This window comes from Clostridium paraputrificum, from assembly GCF_900447045.1.
In the GTDB taxonomy this organism is placed as follows: domain Bacteria; phylum Bacillota; class Clostridia; order Clostridiales; family Clostridiaceae; genus Clostridium; species Clostridium paraputrificum.
The window spans coordinates 1-3,146 of the sequence record NZ_UAWH01000012.1; the positions used below are offsets into that span (position 1 = coordinate 1).

Sequence of the window (3,146 nt, forward strand, 5' to 3'; positions counted from 1 at the left end):
TGGGTAGTATGACAACCCCAATTTCTATGATAGTTATAGGGGGTGTTTTATCAAAAGTGGACTTTAGGAAAATGTTAAAAGATGGCTCAATTTATTATGGGGCTTTAGTAAAGTTAGCTTTATTGCCTTTAACAGTATTGATACTTGGAAGCATCCTTAAGGATAATACTATAGTTGTAAAAACTCTAGTATTAGTACAAGCTATGCCAGTAGCTACAACAACTACTATTTTTGCAGAAAAATTCAATATGGAAAAGGAATATTCAGCAATTATTGTTCTTGTAACTACATTAATATCTTTACTTACGTTGCCTTTTTGGATAAGTTATCTAGTATAAAAATACGAAAGTGAGAAATTCTAATACTGAATAATTTTATAGGATGGTGTTTAGTAATGGAATTTTTTGATGTTATAAAAAGAGGACTAGTATATCTAAATACAAGGATAGCAAAATCTCTAAAGAATCTATAGATAAAATGATAGAAGCGGCTATGAGAGCTCCTTCATGGAAAAATAGGAGCGCATTTAGAATTGTAATAGTTGATGATAAAGATAAGAAGGATGAGATTGCAGAATCCATAAGAAATAAAGATGATAAGGCATGTAATGCTGTAAAAGAGGCACCAATAGCTATGGTTATTATTGCAAAACCTGATGATTCTGGTGAGGTTGAAGGTAAGGATTTTTATCTTGTAGATGGTGCTATTGCTATGGAACATATAATTCTTGCAGCAACAGCAGAAGGATATGGAACATTGTGGATTGGTGCCATATATGAAGGTGAGGTAAAAGATATATTAAAGATACCTGATGAATACAAAATTATAGGTATAACACCAGTAGGTGAGATAGCAGAAGAAAAAGAGCATTATAAAGCAAAGGATATTAAAGAGTTTGCTTTTAGAAATGAATATAATAACCCATATTAAAAGCTAAGGGTAACTTGTAAAAAGTTACTCTTTTTTTTATAATTAGATAAAAACTAGAAGGTAGGTAATAGTATGAGGTTTAAGGATTATAAAATAGATGAATTTTTATAAACAATAAAGAGCATGATAATTAATATTATCATGCTCTTTCATTGCTATATATATTGTCTTTTTTTCATAACTACTGGCCAAGATTTAGATCCAACATAATTTTTATCTTCTAATATCTGTGTGCCTTTATCTACTATTATCCTCTCAAGCTTAGCTTTTTCTCCAATAACAACATCCTGTAATATTACACACCCATCTATTGTTACATCTTTTCCTACATAAACACATCTAGATATTATACTGTTTCTTACTTCCCCTTCTATATAACATCCATTTGCAATTATAGAATTTATCACTTTACTGTCCCTTGTGTATCTAGTTGGAGCTTCATCTTTTGCTTTTGTATATATTGTACCACCATTATAGAATAACTCCCTACTTACTTTTCTTTTAAGTAAATCCATATTTGTATAGTAGTAACTAGTTAAAGAGTTAATGCAAGAAAGATAACCATTAAATTTATAGGAACCTACATTTAATCTATCTAAATTATCATGTATAAATAATTTTATTTTTTTATAACTTCCTCTTTTAACACATTCATTTACTATATCTATAAATAGATAAGTAGGCATTATATACATCTCCATACTTATAGATGCTAAATTATCCTCTCCCACATTCTTACCTATAGACTTAACTTTACCTTCCTCTACATTTACCACATCACACCCAAGAAAAGATTTATTTGCATTATTTATATCTTTATATATAACAGTTATATCATTTTTATTTTTTATATGATGCATAAGTACGTCCCTATAGTCAATATTACATATCATATATGATGACGCTAATAAAACATAATCTTTTCTACTATTTTTTATAAACTCTATATTATCATAAAAATTATCAACATCATTAACAAATGGCTCCTCATCACCAAAGTTAAATACCTTTAGTCCATCCTTCTTTCTATGAAGGTCCCATGGTCTCCCATTAGTTAAGTGATCCATTAGTGATCTAGATTTATTTTTTGTAAATATTCCTATACACTCAATCCCAGAATTAGTCATGTTTGAAAGTACAAAATCAATTATCCTATATTTAGCTGCAATAGGAACTGAAGCTAACGGTCTATTTCGAACTAGCTCGTCCATCCTTTTTTCATTCTCATCTAAGTTTATTATCCCAACACAATTGTTCATTAATTTCCCTCCTTTCATAGTTTTATATTGTACTGCAGGCTTCTACTAAACTTCCTGATTTAACCTCTTCACTAGATGCTATTACAGCTATTTCATTTCCATCGCCTATTCTGCAACCTTTTCTTATTATTGCATCACTGCCAATAATAGCTTTTTCAATAATTACATTATCTCCTATGGATGCATTAGGCATTATTACTGAATCCTTTATAATTGCCTTTTTTCCTATCTTAACACCTTGAAATAAAACAGAATCCTCTACATTTCCATATACAGTGCACCCTTCTACTATAAGTGAATTTTTTATTAGTGCTTCTTCTCCTATATATTGAGCTATACTTACTTGATTAGATGAATATATTTTCCACTCTTTATCATAAAGATTTAATTTATTATCCTCATCTAATAAGTCCATATTAGCTTCCCATAAGCTTTGGATTGTTCCAACATCTTTCCAATACCCTTCAAATGGATATGCCATCATTTTAAGATTATCTTTTATCATTTTGGGAATAATATTCTTACCAAAATCATTACTTGAAAATCTATCCAACTCATCTTCCCTTAAATATTTTTTTAATGTCTTCCAATTAAATATATATATTCCCATAGATGCTAAAGTACTTTTAGGCACCTTGGGCTTCTCCTCAAACTCATAAATAGAATGATCTTCTCTTGTATTCATAATTCCAAATCTACTTGCTTCATCAATTGATACATTAATTACTGCAATTGTTGCATCCGCATTACTACTTTTATGTTTTTCTAGCATTTCATCATAATTCATTTTATATATGTGATCACCAGATAAAATTAATACATACTCTGGATTATAACTATCAATAAATTCTGTGTTCTGATATATTGCATTAGCTGTACCTTTATACCAATTGCCACCTTTTTCTTCTTGATATGGGGGTAATATTCTCACACCGGCATCTCTTCTATCTAAATCCC

General features: G+C 29.5%; 4 protein-coding genes. 2 read left to right on the forward strand and 2 right to left on the reverse strand.

What is annotated here, in order from left to right; translation table 11 throughout:
- Both DR024_RS04930 and DR024_RS04935 read left to right on the forward strand, forming a co-directional pair.
- Positions 1–338: AEC family transporter (locus DR024_RS04930; RefSeq protein ID WP_172458921.1), on the forward strand; the 338-nt coding region annotated here is incomplete at its 5' end.
- 130 nt (positions 339–468) lie between these two features.
- A complete protein-coding gene (locus DR024_RS04935; protein ID WP_242983087.1) occupies positions 469–930 on the forward strand; it encodes a nitroreductase family protein in 462 nt (153 codons plus the stop codon).
- A gap of 155 nt (positions 931–1,085) precedes the next feature.
- On the opposite strand, the gene glgD is transcribed toward DR024_RS04935, so the two are convergent.
- Together glgD and DR024_RS04945 are read right to left on the reverse strand one after the other, a co-directional pair.
- Entirely contained in the window at positions 1,086–2,189 is a 1,104-nt protein-coding gene (gene glgD / locus DR024_RS04940) for a glucose-1-phosphate adenylyltransferase subunit GlgD (protein ID WP_027099193.1), read from the reverse strand.
- Between the two features lie 22 nt (positions 2,190–2,211).
- The coding region (locus DR024_RS04945; RefSeq protein ID WP_111918278.1) for a glucose-1-phosphate adenylyltransferase at positions 2,212–3,146 on the reverse strand (935 nt) is incomplete at its 5' end.

Coding starts and splice junctions, on each gene's coding strand:
- glgD (WP_027099193.1), bottom strand. CDS start 2,189: ATGAACAATTGTGTTGGGATAATAAACTTAGATGAGAATGAAAAAAGG.